Annotated in this window: 18 protein-coding genes; 16 read left to right on the forward strand and 2 right to left on the reverse strand. The window is 25.8% G+C overall.

The genetic code is table 11. The features are described 5' to 3' along the window. Nucleotides 1–157 precede the first annotated feature (157 nt). The 4 genes from H9660_RS07380 to hdhA all read left to right on the forward strand — a co-directional run bounded on the left by H9660_RS07380 (nucleotide 158) and on the right by hdhA (nucleotide 5,579). Nucleotides 158–2,512, forward strand: a complete 2,355-nt coding sequence (locus H9660_RS07380; RefSeq protein ID WP_191749730.1) for an ABC transporter ATP-binding protein/permease — start codon at nucleotides 158–160, stop codon at nucleotides 2,510–2,512. 260 nt (nucleotides 2,513–2,772) lie between these two features. Further along, nucleotides 2,773–3,447, forward strand: a complete 675-nt coding sequence (locus H9660_RS07385; RefSeq protein WP_191749731.1) for a response regulator transcription factor — start codon at nucleotides 2,773–2,775, stop codon at nucleotides 3,445–3,447. Then, the gene (locus tag H9660_RS07390) at nucleotides 3,444–4,505 is read left to right on the forward strand and encodes a HAMP domain-containing sensor histidine kinase (protein WP_191749732.1); all 1,062 of its coding nucleotides are present in this window, start codon (nucleotides 3,444–3,446) and stop codon (nucleotides 4,503–4,505) included. Before H9660_RS07385 ends, H9660_RS07390 begins: the two co-directional genes overlap by 4 nt. A 276-nt stretch (nucleotides 4,506–4,781) precedes the next feature. Continuing rightward, nucleotides 4,782–5,579 carry a 7alpha-hydroxysteroid dehydrogenase gene (gene hdhA, locus H9660_RS07395; RefSeq protein ID WP_191749733.1) on the forward strand — a complete coding sequence of 266 codons (798 nt, stop codon included), beginning with the start codon at nucleotides 4,782–4,784 and terminating at the stop codon, nucleotides 5,577–5,579. A 65-nt stretch (nucleotides 5,580–5,644) separates the two neighbouring features. On the opposite strand, the gene ltaE is transcribed toward hdhA, so the two are convergent. Then, nucleotides 5,645–6,682 (reverse strand): low-specificity L-threonine aldolase, encoded by a 1,038-nt coding sequence (gene ltaE / locus H9660_RS07400; RefSeq protein WP_191749734.1) that lies wholly within the window; start codon nucleotides 6,680–6,682, stop codon nucleotides 5,645–5,647. A gap of 277 nt (nucleotides 6,683–6,959) precedes the next feature. Between ltaE and H9660_RS07405 the strand changes: the two genes are divergently transcribed. From H9660_RS07405 to H9660_RS07455, 11 genes are all read left to right on the forward strand, one after another. Continuing rightward, the gene (locus tag H9660_RS07405; protein ID WP_191749735.1) at nucleotides 6,960–7,733 is read left to right on the forward strand and encodes a histidinol-phosphatase; all 774 of its coding nucleotides are present in this window, start codon (nucleotides 6,960–6,962) and stop codon (nucleotides 7,731–7,733) included. 78 nt (nucleotides 7,734–7,811) lie between these two features. Beyond that, on the forward strand, nucleotides 7,812–8,447 hold the full coding sequence (locus H9660_RS07410) for a hypothetical protein (protein WP_191749736.1): 636 nt from the start codon (nucleotides 7,812–7,814) through the stop codon (nucleotides 8,445–8,447). An 8-nt stretch (nucleotides 8,448–8,455) separates the two neighbouring features. Continuing rightward, nucleotides 8,456–9,007 carry a hemerythrin domain-containing protein gene (locus H9660_RS07415; RefSeq protein WP_191749737.1) on the forward strand — a complete coding sequence of 184 codons (552 nt, stop codon included), beginning with the start codon at nucleotides 8,456–8,458 and terminating at the stop codon, nucleotides 9,005–9,007. A 61-nt stretch (nucleotides 9,008–9,068) separates the two neighbouring features. Continuing rightward, nucleotides 9,069–9,251, forward strand: coding sequence for a DUF1858 domain-containing protein (locus H9660_RS07420; protein WP_191749738.1), 183 nt, complete (start codon nucleotides 9,069–9,071; stop codon nucleotides 9,249–9,251). Nucleotides 9,252–9,476: 225 nt separating this feature from the next. Continuing rightward, entirely contained in the window at nucleotides 9,477–10,235 is a 759-nt protein-coding gene (locus H9660_RS07425) for a hypothetical protein (protein ID WP_191749739.1), read from the forward strand. A 117-nt stretch (nucleotides 10,236–10,352) separates the two neighbouring features. Next, nucleotides 10,353–10,892 carry a DUF4489 domain-containing protein gene (locus tag H9660_RS07430; protein ID WP_191749740.1) on the forward strand — a complete coding sequence of 180 codons (540 nt, stop codon included), beginning with the start codon at nucleotides 10,353–10,355 and terminating at the stop codon, nucleotides 10,890–10,892. 86 nt (nucleotides 10,893–10,978) lie between these two features. Next, entirely contained in the window at nucleotides 10,979–11,419 is a 441-nt protein-coding gene (locus H9660_RS07435; protein ID WP_191749741.1) for a DUF4489 domain-containing protein, read from the forward strand. Beyond that, nucleotides 11,412–11,828 (forward strand): DUF4489 domain-containing protein, encoded by a 417-nt coding sequence (locus tag H9660_RS07440; RefSeq protein ID WP_191749742.1) that lies wholly within the window; start codon nucleotides 11,412–11,414, stop codon nucleotides 11,826–11,828. Before H9660_RS07435 ends, H9660_RS07440 begins: the two co-directional genes overlap by 8 nt. A 6-nt stretch (nucleotides 11,829–11,834) precedes the next feature. Continuing rightward, nucleotides 11,835–12,257 (forward strand): DUF4489 domain-containing protein, encoded by a 423-nt coding sequence (locus tag H9660_RS07445; RefSeq protein ID WP_207729439.1) that lies wholly within the window; start codon nucleotides 11,835–11,837, stop codon nucleotides 12,255–12,257. A 130-nt stretch (nucleotides 12,258–12,387) separates the two neighbouring features. Next, nucleotides 12,388–13,527, forward strand: a complete 1,140-nt coding sequence (locus H9660_RS07450) for an aminotransferase class V-fold PLP-dependent enzyme (protein WP_191749744.1) — start codon at nucleotides 12,388–12,390, stop codon at nucleotides 13,525–13,527. 55 nt (nucleotides 13,528–13,582) lie between these two features. Further along, entirely contained in the window at nucleotides 13,583–15,217 is a 1,635-nt protein-coding gene (locus tag H9660_RS07455; protein ID WP_191749745.1) for a flavin monoamine oxidase family protein, read from the forward strand. Between the two features lie 105 nt (nucleotides 15,218–15,322). On the opposite strand, the gene H9660_RS07460 is transcribed toward H9660_RS07455, so the two are convergent. Continuing rightward, nucleotides 15,323–16,087 (reverse strand): hypothetical protein, encoded by a 765-nt coding sequence (locus H9660_RS07460; protein WP_191749746.1) that lies wholly within the window; start codon nucleotides 16,085–16,087, stop codon nucleotides 15,323–15,325. 217 nt (nucleotides 16,088–16,304) lie between these two features. Here H9660_RS07460 and H9660_RS07465 point away from each other — a divergent pair. Further along, nucleotides 16,305–17,420: hypothetical protein (locus H9660_RS07465; protein ID WP_191749747.1), on the forward strand; the 1,116-nt coding region annotated here is incomplete at its 3' end.

The raw sequence follows: 17,420 nt of genomic DNA on the forward strand, positions 1-17,420 counted from the left end.
GAATTACTCTTTTTTTACATATTAGTGGTTAAAATAATGGTTATAATTATAAATATATTTAATAATTTCATATTTAGTTCATAATACTAAAATATTATAGTAAATGTATTAAAAATTAAATAAAAATTATTGCAGAAAAAATTGTAGGAGGAGAAGCATGCTATCGCTAAAAAATATTAAAAAGTCATATATAACAGGTGATTTTAAACAAGTTGCTTTAGATGGGGTAAGTTTAAATTTTAGAGAAAGTGAATTTGTTGCAATATTAGGGCCAAGTGGGTCAGGTAAGACTACTTGTCTTAATGTAATAGGTGGATTAGATAAATATGATAGTGGAGATTTAATTATCAATGGAAAATCTACAAAGGAATTTAAGGATTCAGAGTGGGATGCATACAGAAATAACAGTATAGGATTTATATTTCAAAGCTATAATTTAATAGGTCATTTAAGTATATTAGATAATGTTGAGATGGGAATGACTTTAAGTGGTATTTCATCAACAGAAAAGCATAAAAAAGCATTAGAAGCTTTAGAGAGAGTTGGACTTAAAGATCATGTGCATAAGAGACCTAACCAATTATCAGGAGGACAAATGCAGAGAGTTGCTATAGCAAGAGCACTTGCTAATGATCCTGATATAATTTTAGCAGATGAACCTACAGGTGCCTTAGATACTAAAACGAGTATTCAAATCATGGAGCTTATAAAAGATATAGCAAAAGATAAATTAGTAATAATGGTAACTCATAATCCAGAACTTGCTAGAGATTATGCTGATAGAATAGTAGAGTTTAGAGATGGAAATATTATTTCAGATTCAAATCCTTTAGAAGAAGAAAAAAGTAATTCAGCCTATAGTCTTAAGAAAACAAGCATGAGCTTTGTAACTGCGTTAAAGCTATCAGGGATGAATATTAGAACAAAAAAATGGAGAACTTTATTAACTGCTTTTGCATCTAGTATTGGAATTATTGGAATAGCATTGATTTTATCTCTATCAAATGGATTTGATAAGCAAATTGATATATTTGAGTCAGATACACTATCAGGATTCCCGATAATGATAACACAAAAGGCAGCTGAAGTTGATATAAATCAAATGATGGAACAAAGTAAAGAAATGAGAAAAGAGGTATTAGGAGAAGATACTGAAGATGAAAGTAAGTATCCAGATACTAATGTAATATATCCATACAATAGTCAAGAAAATACATTTATGCATACTAATAAGTTGACTGATGAATATGTAAAATATATTGAAGACATAGATGGTTCATTACTTTCTGGAATTTCATTTACTAGATTAGTAAATATGAATTTATTGAAAAGTGATGGAAGTGTTGCAACACCAATTAATGCTTCGGATTTAAATTTATCTTCTTATCCAATAAATTTAGATAATAGCTCTGAAGGATATCTAGAAACTTCATATGAATTACTTGCAGGAGATTATCCTGAAACTATGAATGATTTAGTATTAGTAGTTGATGAGTATAATAAGATAGATACAGCAGTATTAGATGCATTAGGAATAGATAGTAATAAAGATGAAATTAATTTTAATGATATAATTGGTTATGAAATTAGAGCAATTTTAAATAATGATTATTATACTAAGGTGGGAAATTACTTTACTTTAGCAGGAAATCCAACAGATATGAGTGAAATATATAATAATGAAAGAGCTATTCCTTTAAAAATTACAGGAATTTTAAGAGTAAAGAAGGATGTTACTATTCCGGTATTATCAGCAGGTATAGCTTATTCAGATGAATTAAGTCAATATTTTATTGAGGATGCAAAAAGTTCAGAAGTTGTAAAAGCTCAAGAATCAGCAGTTTATAATGTATTTACTGGCGAAAGCTTTGATAAAGAAAGTGATAGAATGAATTCAGCAAATTCAAATACTAAAGAAAATGTACTTGCTTCTATAGGGGCAACTTCAACTCCATATATGATAACTTTATATCCTAAAGACTTTACTACTAAAGAAGCTGTAACTGATTATTTAGATAATTGGAATGCTGGAAAAGAAAAAGATGATGTAGTAATATACAATGATATGGCAAGTACATTTGTAAGTTTATCAGGGGGAATTATGGATGCAATAACTATGGTATTAATAGCTTTTGCAGCTATATCATTAATAGTTTCATTAATTATGGTAGGTATAATAACATATATATCTGTATTAGAAAGAACTAAAGAAATAGGAGTTCTAAGGGCATTAGGAGCCAGAAAGAAAGATATTACTAGGGTGTTTAATGCAGAAACATTTATAGTTGGTAGTTGTTCTGGTATTTTAGGAATATTAATTGCATACCTATTAACCTTCCCTACGAATAGTATATTATACAAGATTACTGATTTAAAAGGAGTAGCAGTACTAAATCCTGTTCATGCTATAATATTAGTAATTATAAGTGTATGTTTAACTATGATTGGTGGATCTATACCAGCTAAGATGGCATCTAAAAAGGATCCTGTAGAAGCATTAAGAACTGAGTAAGATATTTTATTATTGTTTTGTTTAGTATTTAAAGTATATAAATATACTATTAGAATTAAAAATGAATGAAACAATATCAATGCTTTAGAAATTTATATATGTAAATGGTGATATCATATTGTTGTAACTTGTAATATTTACACCTTACAACAATATGATATTCTTATTTTACTCTTTAGGAAATTATAATCTATACATAAATTTAATATTTTAAATGAATAAGAACTTTAGTAACAATTTTTTATATTAGAGGTGGATAAATGATTAATATATTAATTGTAGAGGATGAGAAAAATTTAAGAAGATTAATGGAAGTATTTTTAAAGGAAAATGGCTTTGAGGTATTTTTAGCGGAAGATGGAGAAAAAGCAGTAGAAATTTTTTTTGAATATCATATAGATTTAGTATTATGTGATATAATGATGCCCAAAGTTAATGGTTATGATTTAGTAAAAGAGTTGAGAAGATTTAATTATGATTTACCTATAATTATGGTTACGGCAAAAGAAAGCTTTGAAGATAAGAAAAAGGGATTTTTAATAGGTGCAGATGATTATATTGTAAAGCCAATAGATTTAGATGAAATGTTACTTAGAATAAATGCTTTATTAAGAAGAGCCAAAATATCAAATGATCATAAACTTGTTATTGGAAACGTAGTGCTAGATTATAATACATTAACAATTACTAAAGAAAAAAAGATTATTGAACTGACTAAGAAAGAGTTTTATTTATTGTTTAAATTGTTAAGCTATCCTAAACAAATATTTACTAGACATCAATTAATAGAAGAAATATGGGGTGTAGATATAGAAAGTGATGAGAGAACAGTAGATGTACATATTAAAAGAATAAGAGAAAAATTAGGAGATCTTGAGGAGTTTAAAATTATTACAGTTAGAGGATTAGGATATAAAGCGGAGAAAATGATATGAGAAAAATATATAATTACTTTAGAAATACGCTTCAAGGTAAGATAATAATATACTTTTTTACAACTATACTTTTGAGTAATATAATTACTTTTTTTGTGGTTTCACCAATAATAAATAAAATGATTTCTAAGAATGGTAAAAATTTAATTTTACTTTTAAAAGAATTTCATGGAATAAAATTTTTAATTCTATCAATTAGCTTTATAATTTGTGTAACTTCTTTATGTTTTATTTCAACAATAGTTGTTAAGGAAATAAAAAAAATAACTAAGGCTATGAATGAAGTAGCAGAAGGAAATTTTGATATATATTTACAAACAAAAGAAAAAGATGAAATAGCTCAATTAATTTTTCACTTTAATGAAATGACAAAAAAGTTAAAAAATACAGCTTATATACAAAAGGATTTTGTAAATAATATTTCTCATGAACTAAAAACTCCTATTGCTTCTATTCAAGGTTTTGCTAAAATACTTAAGAATAATAATTTAAAAGATAAGGATAGAGAAGAGTATATAAATATTATAATTGATGAATCAAAAAGACTTGAAAATTTATCAAGTAATATTCTAAGAATATCTAAACTTGAAAATCAGGATGTTTTAGAAAATCAGAGTAAATTTTCTTTAGATGAAAATATAAGAAAGTCAATATTATTATTACAAAATAAATGGATTGAAAAGAATATTGATTTTAATCTAAATTTACCGAAAACATATTATTATGGTGACGAAGAGCTTTTTATACAAGTATGGACAAATATTATTGAAAATGCTATTAAATTTTCAAATGAAAATACACAAATTAAAATTAACATAGAAAAAAGTATTGATTTAATCAAGGTTTATATAGAAGATGAAGGAATTGGTATGACTGATGAAGTTAAAGAGTATATATTTGATAAGTTTTATCAGGAGGATAATTCAAGAGGGAGTAAGGGGTATGGATTAGGCCTAGCTATTGTTAAGAGAATTGTGGAGCTCTCAAATGGTAAAATTGATGTAGAAAGTGAAGTTAATAAAGGAAGTAGGTTTATTATATCATTAAGAATGGATTAATGAGTAATAAATCTCGTAAGTATATTTTCAAAAATTAAGAATAGAATAGTTTTTAGATAGGAAACGAATTAAATGTATAATTTGTAGATAATTTGTATAAATATATACATTATTATATATAAAATAGGTGTTTACTATGATAATAAAAGGGGATATAATAAAAATAATATATAGAAATATTAATAGATTAAAAATCAGACTATTAAAATTTATTTAAAAAACTCCTAAAGGAGTTTTTTCCTTAATTAATTTTAGGGAAGAAGGGAGAGTGCTCTTATGAGATTAAAAGATAAAGTTGTATTAGTAACAGCTTCAACTAGAGGAATTGGTTTAGCTATAGTTAAAGCTTGTGCTAAAGAAGGTGCTATAGTTTATATGGCAGCTCGTAACTTAGAAAAAGCAGGGGAAGTAGCTAAAGAACTAAATGATAAAGGTTATAGAGTAAAAACAGTATATAATGATGCATATAAGAAAGATACTTATGTTTCTATGATCGAAGAAGCAGTTAAAAATGAAGGTAAAATAGATGTACTTGTTAACAACTTTGGTACATCTAATCCTAAATTAGATTTAGATATTAAAAATACAACTTATGAAGAATATATAAATACTATTGATACAAATTTAGCTAGTGTATTTATATCTTCACAAAAAGCAATAGAATATATGAGTAAAAATGGTGGAGGATCTATAATTAATATATCTTCAATTGGAGGGATAGTTCCAGATATTTCACAAATTGCTTATACTACAAGTAAAGCTTCAATAAATTATTTAACAAAGCTTATAGCTGTTCAATGTGCTAGAGATAATATACGTTGTAATGCAGTATTACCAGGTATGACTGCTACTGATGCAGTTAAAGACGGTTTAACTGAAGAATTTAAAGAGTTTTTCTTAAAACATATACCAATTAAAAGAATGGGAGAACCAGAAGAGATTGCAGCAACAGTAGTATATCTTGCTAGTGATGAAGCAGCATATACAACAGGTCAAATTATAGATGTATCAGGTGGTTTTGGATTAGCAACACCAATATATGGAGACATGATTAATTTAAAAACTAAGAGATAATATATAAAAAAATAGTCTGTGTAAACTTTAAGATATAATTAAAGAATTACACAGACTATTTTGATTTATCTTTTAGATAAAAATTCTTTTAAAGTATTAACTACCTTAAATACATCGTCTTTTGATATCCAATAATGAGTAACAAATCTCATAAGTCCATTTTCTACATCATTTATTTTAATGTTATTTTCTAAGAAATAATTAACTAATGCTTTAGTATTTATGGAATTATCATTAAATTTAAAAAATACCATGTTTATTTTTAAGTTGTTTAAATCTACATCTATTTCAGGAAGTTTATTTAATTCTTCAGCAAGTAACTTAGCATTATCATGATCCTCATTTAGTCTTTTACTCATTTCTTCTAATGCAACTATACCAGCAGCAGCTAGGAAACCAGCTTGTCTAAGTCCACCACCCATTAATTTTCTTTTCTTTCTTGCTTTAGCTATAAAATCCTTATTCCCAGCTAAAATAGAGCCGACAGGGGCACATAAGCCTTTAGATAGACAAAACATAATTGAATCACAATAGTTACTAATATCTTTAACATCAACATTCAAATATGTAGCAGCATTAAATACTCTTGCACCATCTAGATGAACTGGTAGATTATATTTTTTTGCAGTATCATAAATTTCCTTCATTTCATCAAGGTTTAAAACATTACCGCTTGAATGAGCATTTTCAACACATATTAAAGAGGTAGAAGGAAAATGAATATCCTCATTTTCAAATCTAATTCTTTTTTCTATATCTTTAGCTTTTAAAACACCATTAATTGAATCAATAGCTCTTAATTGTACACCAGCTATAACAGAGCTTGCTCCAACTTCATGTGCAATAATATGATTAGAGTCAGCAATTATAACTTCACTACCTCTATTACAATGAGTAAATAAAGCAAGTTGATTACCAAAAGCACCACTTGGTACAAATAAAGCAGCTTCTTTTCCAACAATTTTTGCAGCTAAAGCTTCTAATTTAATAACTGTAGGATCATCACCATAAACATCATCTCCAACTTCAGCATTAAACATAGCTTCTTTCATAAATAGAGGTTGTTCAGTTACTGTATCACTTCTTAAATCGATAAATTTCATAATTTTCATTCCTATCTTCATAAATTTTTAGTATTTATTCTAATTATAGTATAATAAATATAGGTAGTTAAGAAAAATTTTTCTAATAAGAAATGTTTATTATGAATTATAAAATAAATAAAGAAGTGCTTATATATTAAATGATAGTAAGATGGGCATAGAGGGACAAGTATTGAGGTGGACTTTATTTACATAGTTAATTTGAAGATTTTTTAATTTATATGTTATTATAAATATAAAATATTTAAATAATTTTAAACAAAGGATAGGTGAAAATATGAAAACTAATTACCATACCCATAATTATAGATGCAACCACGCAGTTGGAACTATAGAGGAATACATAGAAGAAGCAATTAAAGAAGGATATGATGAAATAGGTATATCTGATCATTTACCTCACCCAGGTAAAAATATAGATAATGGAAATAGAATGTCCTATGAAGATTTAGAAGTATATTTTAAGGAAATAGATGATGCAAAAGAAAAGTATGGTGATAAAATATCTATAAAAAAAGCTATAGAATGTGAATATTTTGAAGATTATCATTGGTTATATGATGAGTTTAAAGAGAAACATAAAGTAGATTATTTAATACTTGGAGTTCATTTTTTCCCTTACAAAGGTGAATGGGAATATGTAGGTGCAATTAAATTAAATCCAAAGCTTTTAGAAATATATGTAGATTATGTTATAAAGTCAATGGAAAGTGGATATTTTGATTGCTTAGCACATCCAGATTTATTTGGGGTTAGATATAGAGATTGGGATGAACATGCAATAAAAGTATCTAAAAGAATATTAGAAGCTGCTGAAAGGCTAAATATACCAGTAGAAGTTAACATAAATGGATTTAAAAGAGGGAAAGTTAAATATAACTTAGGAGAAAGAAATTTCTATCCAATAGAAGAATTTTGGAGTTTATCTAAAGAGTATAATGTAAAAAGAATTTTAGGGGTAGATGCACATCTTCCAGAAGATTTAAGAAATAGATATATTGGAGAAGAATTTGCTGAAAAATTAAATTTAGAATTAATAGAGAAATTATAATATGTAACATAAGTTACTGAATAGCAATATAACTTATGTTAAACTATGTACATAAAATTAAATTGTTGGAGGAATAATATGAGTTTATTTTTAGGAAAAATACATTATTGGTTATTTAACAAAATAGTTTGGTTTGAAGATCTTGAAGAAGAAATAATAAAACTAGCTAAAGAAAAAGGATTAGATGTAGATAATTTATCAAGAGAAATTAATAGTAGCTATGGTGAAAGATTACCTAAGCTTCCTTTAGAAGAAATGATAGATACTTCTAATATACATGGTTGGTTACAAGATAAAATTCATAGAGCAGAGTATAGACTTGCAACTTGGACAGTTAAACTTACTGAAAAAGAAGGAAGTAAAGAAAAGTTAGAAGAGTTATACAAAAAGCAAGGTATAAAAGCTGGTAAGGAAGCATTAGAAGAAGGTAAGGACTTAAATAATGCAATTGATATATTTAATGCTATGAATGACTATATCTTAGATGGAATGCCATGTGATAGAGTAAATGAAGTTATTGAAAAAGAAGAAAATAAAGTTTTATGGAAAAGAATGCTTTGCGTTCATAAAGATATTTGGGATAAGGTCGGCGGAGACGTAGAGTTATTTTATGAATTAAGAAATTTATGGGTTGAAAGCTTTGTAAAAGAAGTTAATAGCAATTATAAATATAATTTCCTAGGAAATAATAAATTTTCAATAGAAAGAGCATAGGTAATTATATGAATGCAATTGAATTAATGATGGAAGAGCATAAAAATATAAAGGTTATGCTAAAGATAGTAAGAAAAGTATGTTTTTCTGTATTAGAAGGTAATGAGATTAACTATGAAGAATTTAATAAAATAATTTACTTTATAAAAAATTATGCTGATTCTCATCATCATAAAAAAGAAGAAATAATGCTGTTTAATAGGATGGTAGATGAAATAGGTGAAACAGCAGAAAAAGTAGTTAAGTATGGAATGTTAGTAGAACATGATCTTGGAAGGTTATATATTTCAAGTTTAGAAGAAGCTTTAAATTCTTTTAGAAATGGAAATGAAGAGGCTAAATTAGATATAATAGCAAATGCAATTTCATATACAAATCTTTTAGAAAGACATATTCATAAAGAGGATAATGTAATTTATAAATTTGCACAAAGAAGCTTAAAAGAAGAAACCATAAATTTAATTAACTCAGAATGTGTTAATTTTGAAGATAATTTCATTAATATAAAAAATGAAAATTTATTAATTTTATCAGAATTAAAGGAAAAATATTGCATATAAAATTTAATGCATTTAAAATTAAATAGTAATTTTAAAATAAATATAAGGATAGGTGATAGTAATGATTACTAAGGATATGACAATAGGTGAAGTAGTAAGAATAAAGGAAAATGCTGCAGAAATATTAATGAGCTTTGGAATGGGTTGTATAGGATGCCCTTCATCTCAAGCAGAAAGCGTTGAAGATGCTGCAAATGTTCATGGATTAAATTTAGATGAATTATTAGAAGCGTTAAATAAATAATAAAAACTGTATTAATTAATAGAATGTACCCTATAGTGTAGATAATAAAAAAGTCTACATTATAGGGTTTTTATATTTATTATAAATATTAATACTTAATAAAAAATAAAATATAAAAATGCAAATTACTATTATTTAATATCACAACTTTTATATTCCGACATAATATGTACTATAATTAATAAATTAATTTGAAGTATTATAGTTTTTGTGAAAGGAGAATATATGGCCATTAACTTTAAGAAATTCGTGCCACGCCCTGGATTAGTAAACCAGCAAGGACGTTTACCTGACCCATCAGAGTTAGTTTGTATCGAAGTTCCTAAGGTATTTGATCAATGCCTAATAAAGAGGTGTTTGGTATATGCCGAAGGACCAGATACTGTAACTACTGATGAAGAGCTAAGGAGTAATCCTCTAGTTAATCCTAAAAGATATCTTTCTAGTAGGGACTTTAAGGTTAAATTATTATCAGTTGATAAAATTCCATTAAAATTAGATCCCAACTTTAAAAAGATAATTCTTAATTATGTAATAAGTTTTTATTCAGATTATATCGATGAAAATGGAGCAACTCAAAGTGAATTTTATGAAATTTATAGGACAGATATTATAGGAAGGTTTTATTGCCCAGATTCTATAGCTCAAATAACATCAACTAGTGATGAAGAGTGTAATTGTGTAGAAGATAATATAATAAAACTTGAAATGGTAGCAGAAGCATTAGATGGACAAATACTTGAAGATGAAGCAGGAGATCAAGTTTTAGATATTACTTTAGGATACTTTATAGTAGTTAAATGTCAACTTTTAGTTCAACTTTTAGTTCCAGCATATGATTACTGTCCAGTACCAAAAGAAGCTTGTGAAGAAGAGCCAGAAGAAGATCCATGTGAAAGATTTGAAAGAGCTCCAGTTCCTAAGTTCTATCCAGATCAGAACTTAGAGCCATTATTCCAAGAATATGATGAAGTCGAAAGATAGTTAATTAAAATATGAACAAAAGCAAAAATAAGAATATTATTTATAAGAATATTAAAAAACTATTAATACTAATTTAAAACACTATAAAACTTAATTATAAAAGGGAGGATTCTATTTATGAATTCAATGTCAAGAGGATATTATGATCCATGTGGAAAAGAAAAAAAGAGAGAAGAAGAGAAATGTCCAACTATTTTAAAATGTGGATGTCCTAGTACTGTACAGCTACCAGTTGTAACTACAGGTACTACTAATATAACAATTGCTTCACTTAATTTAGATACTTCTTGTTTATGTGATCCTGTTGTTAGAATATCTTTCTCAGGAGCATTTACTTCAACAGTTTCTATAGTAACTGGAGGAATAAGTCTACAAGTATACAAGCAATGTAAAAATCAATTAACTCCAACTCCAGTTGGACCTTCATGGCCTGTAGTTGGACTAGTATCAACAGCATTAGCATTACCAGGACCAGTTTACCCATCATTTACTATTTGTGATAACGATAGTTGTTTTGATGAGTGTTGCACTTATACAGTTGTTGCAACAATTTCTGGTGTTGTTGGGGCTACAGCAGGAGCAGCATTTAATAACTCATCATTAAATGCAATAGTAACTTGTCAAAATAGTTGTAATAAATGTAGAAGAGATAAATAATTAAAATATTAAATAAGGGGACTATATAAAAGTCCCTTTATTTAAATTTATTATATTAATTGAAAATTTTTAGAATGGAGAAATATATGATAAAAAAAGAAGATAATAAAAAACTTTATATTAAATGTAGTGGTTATTCATCTATGGAAGTAAAAGGAGGGAATAGCAAAATATCTTCTTTTATAAGATTGAGGAGTATATGTAGTGATGAAATAAGTGTACAATATACTGCTTATTTAGATATAAGTAATTATAGGGTAAATACCCCTATAGTGTTTAATTTATATAAAAGATATAAATTTTCTTTTAATTTTTTACCTGTAGGAGATAGTTATTTAGCTTTTCCAGGAGTAAATTTTTCCTCATTAAAATTTATAATTTGTGATAAGGATTTAATTAATGGAGATGTAGAATATTTTGTTGAAGTAAAAAATAATTCTGCATTTGTAGAAGATACTATTAAAATTTTAGATTCATATTTAGCAGTAATATTTAAAAATGATTTAGAAGGAAGAAAAAATGATTGATTTTAATAATATTATTTATATAAAAAGTGGAGATCCAAGAAGAATATTAATAAATAATGAAATAAAAGAGTATGTAGTAGCTGAAGTTAATGTTAAATTAAATATTGAAAGATGTAAACACATTATAGTTGATTATTCTGTTAATGTAGATTCTAATGATATTAATTTTTTTAGACCATTAGATTTTAAATTATATAAAATAAGTAAAAATTTTATTCCGCAACCAATAGGAAGTACTAGGAATATTATAATAATTCCTCAAATAATAAATATACAATCATTTTTTTTATGTGACTATGAAGTTTCAGAAGAAAATTTCAAATATATAGCAGTTGTTGAAAATACTAATAGTATATCAAGTGGAATAGCTATATTAAATAATTCAAATTTAAGGGTAACGATTTTTTAAAAAGAGGTGAATATTATAATAAATTCTAATTTCATAATGAAGTGTAGTGATTTAAGAAATTTTAATATAAATAGAACTGGAGAATATATAGCGAATATTATAAAATTAGATAATTCTAATAAAAATATATGTAAAGTTAATATTGATTATTCAGCTAATGTAATAGCTGATAATACCAATTATGTAGTTATGAATATAGGTATATATCGAAAAGATGAAACAAATAATAGTATGCAGCTTATAGGAAATATTTATAGATATGCAGTAACAGGAGATTTCAAAGAATATTTTTCTGTTTTTTTAGTAGATAATGAAATTTGTAAGGGATGCTATAGTTATATAGTTATATATAATGTAAATAATGAAGTAACAACAGGAACTTTAAAGGTTATAAACTCTAATATAAGGTTAATAGTAGAAACTATATAGTAAGATGGATTTATTAATGTAAATCCATCTTTATTAAATTTGTTATAAATACTATTAAATTTAATTATATAGAACTAAAAATTATTATTTTTAATATAATGTATTAGATTAAGTAATATAAGGTGGTAAAATGATTTATTTAGATAATGCGGCTACATCATTTCCAAAGCCTTCAAAAGTATATGATGAAGTAATGAGGTGTATGAAAAATTACTGTTCAAATCCAGGAAGAGCTTCTCATGATATGGCAATTGAGTCCTCTCTAAAGGTCATGGAAACAAGAGAATTAATCTCTGATTTATTTAATATAGATAATCCTTTTAATATAATTTTTACATCAAATGCTACTGAAGCTTTAAATATAGGTATTAAAGGAATTTTAGATAAAGGAGATCATGTAATTAGTACAGTAATAGAACATAATTCAGTTTTAAGACCACTTAAAACTATGTCAAAAATAGGTGTGGAGGTGACATTAATAGCTTGTGATAAAGCTGGTTTTATTAATCCTTTGGATATAAAAGATGAAATTAAACATAATACTAAAGCAATAGTTATTAATCATGCATCAAATGTTTTAGGAAGTGTACAAGATATCAATACAATAGGGAAAATAGCAAAAAAATATGGAGTAATATTTATGGTAGATGCATCCCAAAGTGCTGGATGTATAGATATAGATGTAAAAAGAGATAATATAGATTTACTTGCTTTCCCAGGACATAAAGGACTTTTAGGACCTCAAGGAACGGGAGGACTTTATATAGGAGAAGGGTTAAATTTAAAAACCATAAAAGAAGGAGGAACAGGAAGTAGTTCTAATTCAATGAATCAGCCTATTGAACTTCCAGATAAGTTAGAGAGTGGAACTTTAAATACTCCAGGAATAGCAGGGCTTTGTGAAGGTGTAAAATTTATAAAAAAAATAGGGATAGCTAATATTTATAAAGAAGAAATGTTATTAATTGAGCACCTTCTAAAGGAATTAAAAAAACTATCCTTTGTTAAAATATATGGAACGAAAGCATTAAATAATAATTTATCTGTATTGTCTTTTAATATAGACGGGGTAGATGCTTCAAGAGTAGGAGAGGAATTAAATGAAGCTGGAATTGCAATTAGGACAGGCTATCATTGTGCAGCTTTGATTCATAAGGTAATTGGAACTGAATACTTAGGAACAATTAGAGTTAGTCCAGGGTGTTTTAATACTAGTAACGACATAGAAGAATTAGTAAAGTATTTAATAAAAATTTATAAATCTAATTAGATGAAAAATATACATATATTTATTATATGTAATAAACACTTTAGGATGTGAAGTTATGCCAGGAGATAATAAAATAAATAAGGATTATAATCCTAGTGATTATGATAGATATAATATTTTAAAAGATGAACTAAAGAAAGAAAATAGAATTGAAGATTTAGAAAATATTATAAGACTTATGAGTCCGCCAGAGGAAATTATTAATATTTGCAAAAGTGAATTAGGTAAAAATATTAAAGTGGCTATAGTAGGGGCAGGTCTTTCAGGACTTTCCGCTGCTTTTGAATTAAAAAAAATAGGGTGTAATGTTACAATTTTTGAACAAAGTGGAAGGATAGGTGGAAGAACATACACTTATTACTTTGATAGAGTTAATAATAAATATGGGGATTTTGGAGAAACTAGCATTCCCATATCACATTATACTACATGGCATTATATAAATCTTTTTAATTTAGAAACAGAAGTAATTAATACAGATATTAATTATTATTATCTAAGAGATTCGTTGGATAGTATTATAGAAAATAAGAAGCTTAAAAATGTATATGCCAAATATGATTTAACTGAAGAGGATATAAAAAAATTAAATAGAAAGGATTATCTAAAGGTTTTAAATAAATATATAAAATATTTAAGTCCAAAAGAGAGAGAAGAATTAATATCGATTAAAGAAGTTTATTCTAAGAAAATTATAGAATTAGATAAGCTAACTTTAAAAAAGATATATGAAAAAGAAGGATACAGTGAAGATGCTATAAATCTTATAGGATATCTACTAGGAAATAAAGAGTATTTTAACTATAGTTTAATAGAAATTTTAGAACAAGAATATACATTGGATTTTAAAAATAATTATGCTATAAAAGGTGGAATGATAAAGCTTCCTTTTGCTATATATGAAGCTCTTATTAATAATGAATCACAAGTGTATATTAATATAAATAAAGAAATATTAGGGGAGGTTGATATAAAATTTGGATTTTCTATAGAAGAAATAGATTGCATAGAAAAAATTAATTTGAAATATAAAGATTTAGAAAATAATATTTTATATAAAGATGAATTTGATTATGTAATATATACAGAGCCTATTAGAAATTTAAAGAGAATATTAATTAAAACAAATATAAGTAGTGTTAAATTAAGAGCTATAGATGATATAAATTTAGTAAATTCACAAAAGATATACTTATATTTAAAGAATAAGTTTTGGAAAGAAGAAGGTAATGAAGATAAATTTAAATATGGAAGATTAATAACAGATTTACCAGTATATTCGATTTATTATTTTTCAGAAAAAACTAATGAATCAGTAGTTTTACTTGCAAGTTATGGATTGTCTGATAAATCTGTAGGTTTTACAAATTTAGATGAAGAAATAAAAATTCAAGATACAATAAAGTATATAGAAAGAATTCATAATTTACCGAGTGGATATATAGATAGCATATTATTAGATTATAATGTATTATCTTGGGAAGATATAAGGTATATTTGGGGATATTCAACAATGTTTAAACCAGAAGAGAAAACTTTATATTCTTATGGAATTAGTAAACCTGAATTTAATAATAAATTGTTTTTTGCTGGTGAAAATACATCTGGAAAACATGGAACCCAGCAAGGTGAACTTCAAAGTGGAATGATAGTAGCAAGTAAAATTGTAGAAGAAATATTAAAGAAATAAAAATTAAGTGGGATACTGAAAGGTAGCCCACTATTTTAATAACTTTTATAAAAGTATAAAATTATAATTTTTATTAAAACTACTACTTATTAAGTAGAAAATAGTTTAAAGTATATCCTCTTCATCTATACAATCAGGATCTGGGAATAATGGTTCTAAATTTTGATCAGGATAGAATTTAGGAATTGGTGCGCGTTCAAATATTTCGCATGGATCTTCTTCTGGTTCTTCTTCACATGGTACTCTTGGTACTGGACAATAATCATAAGCAGGAATTAATAATTGTACTACTAGCTCACATTTAACAATTATATAATAACCTAAAGTTATATCTAGAACTTCATCTCCATGTTCATCTGTAAGTATTTCACCATTTAATGCATCAGCAACCATTTCAAGTTTAATAATATTTTTATCACATTGATATTCTTCAAGAGTAGTTGTAGCCTGAGAAATTGAATCTGGACAATAGAATTTTCCTATTACATCAACTCTATTAATTTCAAAGAATTCACTTTTAGTTCTTCCATCACAGTCAATATAGTCTGCATAAAAAGAAATTAAATAATGTAGAACTATTTTTTTAAAGTCTGGATTATTTTTTAGTGGAATTTTATCTACATTCAATAATGAAATTTTAAAATCCTTACTAGAAATATATCTTTTAGGATTAATAAGTGGATCACTTCTTAATTCACAGTCTGTTGTGGTTGTATCTGGTCCCTCTGCATAAACTAAGCATCTTTTTATTAAGCATTGATCGAATACCTTAGGGACTTCAATACATACCAATTCAGCTGGATCTGGCAAACGACCTTGTTTATTTACTAGTCCAGGCTTAGGTACAAATTTTTTAAAGTTAATGGACATATATATCCTCCTTTATAAAATAATATAATCTTATTTTAATACTCACAATATATGATATGAAATTAAGTGAAAGTGGTGATATTAAAAGAATGTAAAATAATAACTTTTTATAAAGTAATGGCGCATAATAATTTAAATTTATAAATATAATTTTATAAGCAGTTTATATATAAATAAGTTTTATATATTTTGAAGGTTTATAAAGGAGAGGGTGATTATGAGAAGAGTATATCCATGGCTATATGTTGACTATAAGGAAAGATTATGGAAATTTTTAATTAATGAAGATGGTGAATTAATATATAGAATAATGTATAGAGAAGGAAAATGGACAAAAGATAATTTAATTGATAGTAGGATAACTAGCTTTGGATTATTTGTAGATGAAAATGAAGGAATCCATATAGTATATTCAAATATAAAAGGCGAATTAAGATACTGTACTTTAAAGGAAAAACAATGGCTTGGAAAAGTTTTGTATAACATAGAAAATGATAATTATGATATAGAAAGCATAAAAATAGAAATAGTTGGAGCAATAATGCATATATTTTTTGTGTTATATAGTAAAGATGGTAGTGATCATGGAATATTAATGCATTGTATATGGAATGGAAATAAAGTTACTATTAATAAATTACAAGATATAATTTTAAAGTCCGAGTTAAAAGAATATTATCTAATTAACATAAATAATAAGACCGAAATTTACTTATTTTACTTATCAGATGAAGGCGATGAAATATCATTAAATTATTCTATATATAAAAGAAATAAGTGGGGTGCTTCAAAAAGGCTTTATGGAATTCAAGGAGAAGAAATATATTTTGAAGTACAGATAGATGATAATAATATTAATATTCTTAATAAGTCAAAAGAAAATTTTGTTTATTCTTTAGATCATGTAGTAATAAGCCAATTAAATGGGATTGAAAGTTACAATTTATATAGTGGAGAAAATGAATTAAAGGACCCATTAATATTTAAAGAAGAAGGTAGACTTTGTGCATGCTGGATAGAAGATAATAGTATATATTATTCAACTTTTAATATTATGAAATGGGATAGACCTAAAAAATTTATAAATGAAAATATAAATATTATAGAAGGATATAATGCTTATATAAGTGATATTAGAATGTTAACTATAAATGAGGTTAAGCTTTATGGAACATTGGGAGTTGATTTATATTTATATCATCCAAAGGATTTTATAATTAATAATAAAGAAAATAAAAATAATTCATATAGCGAAGAAGTTAAGGAATATAAAGATGACAAAGAGTTAAGAAATAATGAAATATATAAGTTAAAACAAGAAATTAAAGTCTTA

It is taken from the genome of Clostridium gallinarum (assembly GCF_014836325.1).
Classification (GTDB): Bacteria; Bacillota; Clostridia; order Clostridiales; family Clostridiaceae; genus Clostridium; species Clostridium gallinarum.

Coding starts and splice junctions, on each gene's coding strand:
- H9660_RS07380 (WP_191749730.1), top strand. CDS start 158: ATGCTATCGCTAAAAAATATTAAAAAGTCATATATAACAGGTGATTTT.
- H9660_RS07385 (WP_191749731.1), top strand. CDS start 2,773: ATGATTAATATATTAATTGTAGAGGATGAGAAAAATTTAAGAAGATTA.
- H9660_RS07390 (WP_191749732.1), top strand. CDS start 3,444: ATGAGAAAAATATATAATTACTTTAGAAATACGCTTCAAGGTAAGATA.
- hdhA (WP_191749733.1), top strand. CDS start 4,782: ATGAGATTAAAAGATAAAGTTGTATTAGTAACAGCTTCAACTAGAGGA.
- ltaE (WP_191749734.1), bottom strand. CDS start 6,682: ATGAAATTTATCGATTTAAGAAGTGATACAGTAACTGAACAACCTCTA.
- H9660_RS07405 (WP_191749735.1), top strand. CDS start 6,960: ATGAAAACTAATTACCATACCCATAATTATAGATGCAACCACGCAGTT.
- H9660_RS07410 (WP_191749736.1), top strand. CDS start 7,812: ATGAGTTTATTTTTAGGAAAAATACATTATTGGTTATTTAACAAAATA.
- H9660_RS07415 (WP_191749737.1), top strand. CDS start 8,456: ATGAATGCAATTGAATTAATGATGGAAGAGCATAAAAATATAAAGGTT.
- H9660_RS07420 (WP_191749738.1), top strand. CDS start 9,069: ATGATTACTAAGGATATGACAATAGGTGAAGTAGTAAGAATAAAGGAA.
- H9660_RS07425 (WP_191749739.1), top strand. CDS start 9,477: ATGGCCATTAACTTTAAGAAATTCGTGCCACGCCCTGGATTAGTAAAC.
- H9660_RS07430 (WP_191749740.1), top strand. CDS start 10,353: ATGAATTCAATGTCAAGAGGATATTATGATCCATGTGGAAAAGAAAAA.
- H9660_RS07435 (WP_191749741.1), top strand. CDS start 10,979: ATGATAAAAAAAGAAGATAATAAAAAACTTTATATTAAATGTAGTGGT.
- H9660_RS07440 (WP_191749742.1), top strand. CDS start 11,412: ATGATTGATTTTAATAATATTATTTATATAAAAAGTGGAGATCCAAGA.
- H9660_RS07450 (WP_191749744.1), top strand. CDS start 12,388: ATGATTTATTTAGATAATGCGGCTACATCATTTCCAAAGCCTTCAAAA.
- H9660_RS07455 (WP_191749745.1), top strand. CDS start 13,583: ATGCCAGGAGATAATAAAATAAATAAGGATTATAATCCTAGTGATTAT.
- H9660_RS07460 (WP_191749746.1), bottom strand. CDS start 16,087: ATGTCCATTAACTTTAAAAAATTTGTACCTAAGCCTGGACTAGTAAAT.